Here is a 2,677-nt window from a genome sequence, read left to right as displayed (position 1 = left end):
AAACAATTGAAAGTACCATGAAAAATGAGTTTGAGTACGCATTAGAATTAAATTTAATTACACAAGAACAATATGACAACTATCTCCAGGAGCTTAATGAATTAACGTCTTACATTTATGAAAGATATAAAGATAGTTTTACTTTTCGTGCTGAAGACTGGCGTAAAATCAATAACTATTATGAAAAAATCATTGAATTAGATTTTGTCAGAGACTATATAAAAGAAGGGTTAGAAGACAGTTGGCTTGTAGAGATGTAAATGATGAAAGTAGATAATATTAATCAACTTTTCGAGCAGATACAGAAAACTGATAATAATCAAGGAATTTCGAACTTTACACAAACCAATGCAAACTATCCCAAAAACCCTTATACTCAAGAAATATATCAGGCAGAGTGGTTATATAAAAAAGGACATCAAAAAGGATTTTCAGAGACCCGTTGGTTGACTGAAGATGAAATACAAACTCACAATTTGCTGATAAAACCGGATGAAAAAAATAACTTTTTTGAAAGTGATTTATATAAAGATAATGAAAAATTACGAAATATTAAATTTTATAATGTAGAACAATTAGATAAAGCTTCCTTTGATAAACTCCCGCCAGCAATTAAGCCAGAAAAACAGTGGCAGGAAAATTTAAAAGTCGAGCAATTTATAGCAAGTCAGGGGGTTAAGGTGTTACATAACAGCCCGTCAAATCCCCGTTATAATGCTAAATCACATACTATCCATATGCCCGATAAATCCCAGTATAAGACTGCCGAAGCATACTATAATGATATCTTTCATGAAATTGGACACTCAACCAGTCGGGAATTAGACAGAATACCAAAAACGTACGAACAGGCAGAATTATTTGCCGCCAGAGATGAATTAGTCGCCGAAACATCAGCGATGAAGCTCTGTAATTTAACGCTAATTTCATCAGATAAAACAAACAATTTAGTTTATCTAAAGATATATCTAAAAGAATTTGGTGACGATAAAGAGATTCAAAAGGCAGAATTAGGCACAGCATTGATTGAATCAAATAAGGTGTTGGCGTTAACCAAAAGTAAATATTTAGCGGCTAAAAAGCAGTACACAACGATATCAAGTCAAATGTTAAACCGGACATTAGATATTGCCGGAAAAAAGCTAGCTGAAAAATCGATTAGTCATGGAAAAATAACATCAAAAGGCCTGGAACTGGGGGATTAAACGATATCAAAATTGGAAATGTTATAGCACGCTTAAATTTCCAATATAATAAAGTGCGCATAATGTGAAATGCGTTATGTTGAAGTCGCAGATTGTATAGTGTTGACCTACGAAGTCGTTAGCATAACGCCATTATGGGTACTAAACTCATAGATAAGTTCGGATATTCAGTGACTCCCGAACTTTACCGTACTTTCCCACGGTAAAATGATTATTTTTTATTTACCTAATTAACGTATTGATTTAGATCTTGAATTAAATTTTATACACAGTGTTATTTACATTTTATGTTAATAATTGCACAGTGTTGCTATTGTCAATAGCAAAGCGGAGGTCGCAGTCACGCAGTGAACGAGCGAGCCTTTCCACTTGGACGCCTTTTAAAAATTGTTTATAATTCAGCCGTCAATATCACCAAACTACCGAAGGAGTACAGTATGCGGGACCAAAAAGAACGTGTTGAAACAATTGAAAGCATCATGAAAAATGAATTCAGACATGCTTTGGCGGTAAATTTAATTACACAAGAGCAACATGACAACTACCTGCAGGAGCTCAATGAATTAACGTCTTATATTTATGAAAGATATAAAGATAGTTTTACTTTTCGTGCTGAAGACTGGCGTAAAATCAATAACTATTATGAAAAAATCGTAACCTTAGATTTTGTCAGGGACTATATAAAAGAAGGTTTAGAGTATTCTTGGTTAATTGAGATGTAAATAATGAAAGTGGATAATTTAAATAATCTCTATGAGCAAATAGAGCTGACAGCTAAAAGTCAGAGGGTTTCAAATTTTATCCCCACCAATGTTAATCACCCTAAAAATCCCTATACCCAAGAAGTGTATCAAGCTAATTTTTTATATAAACAAGGGCATAAAAAGGGTTTTTCAGAGACTCGTTGGTTAACTGAGGATGAAATACAAACTCATAATCTACAGATAAAACCGGATGAAAAAGAGAGTTTTTTTGAAAGTGATTTGTATAAAGATAATGAGTATTATGAAAATATTAAATTTTATAATGTAGAGCAGCTGGATAAAGCCTCCTTTGATAAACTTCCACCAGCAATTAAGCCAGAAAAACAGTGGCAGGAAAATTTTAAAATAGAGTAATTTATAGCAAGTCAGGGAGTTAAGGTTTTACATAACAGCCCGTCAAATCCTCGTTATAATGCTAAATCACATACTATCCATATGCCCGATAAATCCCAGTATGAGACTGCCGAAGGATACTATAACGATATCTTTCATGAAATCGGACATTCAACCAGTCGGGAATTAGACAGAATACCCAAAACGTACGAACAGGCAGAATTATTTGCCGCCAGAGATGAATTAGTCGCCGAAACATCAGCCATGAAGCTTTGTGATTTAACACTAACTTCATCAGATAAAACAAACAATTTAGTTTACCTTAAAATATATCTAAAAGAGTTTGGTGATGATAAAGAGGTTCAAAAGGCAGAA

5 protein-coding genes are annotated in these 2,677 nt (G+C 33.5%); all 5 read left to right on the top strand.

The genetic code is table 11. From position 1 onward, the window contains the following. Positions 1 to 260 (top strand): hypothetical protein (locus J3U56_RS11875; RefSeq protein WP_267367906.1); only part of this gene is annotated, 260 nt, incomplete at its 5' end. Next, a complete protein-coding gene (locus tag J3U56_RS11870; RefSeq protein WP_267367904.1) occupies positions 261 to 1,205 on the top strand; it encodes a zincin-like metallopeptidase domain-containing protein in 945 nt (314 codons plus the stop codon). A gap of 437 nt (positions 1,206 to 1,642) precedes the next feature. Beyond that, complete coding sequence (locus J3U56_RS11865) at positions 1,643 to 1,927, top strand: hypothetical protein (RefSeq protein WP_267367903.1); 285 nt, start codon at positions 1,643 to 1,645, stop codon at positions 1,925 to 1,927. Positions 1,928 to 1,930: 3 nt separating this feature from the next. Beyond that, positions 1,931 to 2,323 (top strand): hypothetical protein, encoded by a 393-nt coding sequence (locus J3U56_RS11860; RefSeq protein WP_267367902.1) that lies wholly within the window; start codon positions 1,931 to 1,933, stop codon positions 2,321 to 2,323. A gap of 3 nt (positions 2,324 to 2,326) precedes the next feature. Beyond that, a partial coding sequence (locus J3U56_RS11855; RefSeq protein WP_267367908.1) for a zincin-like metallopeptidase domain-containing protein occupies positions 2,327 to 2,677 on the top strand: 351 nt, incomplete at its 3' end.

The sequence above is a fragment of the Gilliamella sp. B2824 genome (assembly GCF_026536245.1).
Lineage (GTDB): Bacteria > Pseudomonadota > Gammaproteobacteria > Enterobacterales > Orbaceae > Gilliamella.
This window is presented reverse-complemented; position numbering and strand designations above follow the sequence as displayed.

Coding starts and splice junctions, on each gene's coding strand:
- J3U56_RS11860 (WP_267367902.1), top strand. CDS start 1,931: ATGAAAGTGGATAATTTAAATAATCTCTATGAGCAAATAGAGCTGACA.
- J3U56_RS11865 (WP_267367903.1), top strand. CDS start 1,643: ATGCGGGACCAAAAAGAACGTGTTGAAACAATTGAAAGCATCATGAAA.
- J3U56_RS11870 (WP_267367904.1), top strand. CDS start 261: ATGATGAAAGTAGATAATATTAATCAACTTTTCGAGCAGATACAGAAA.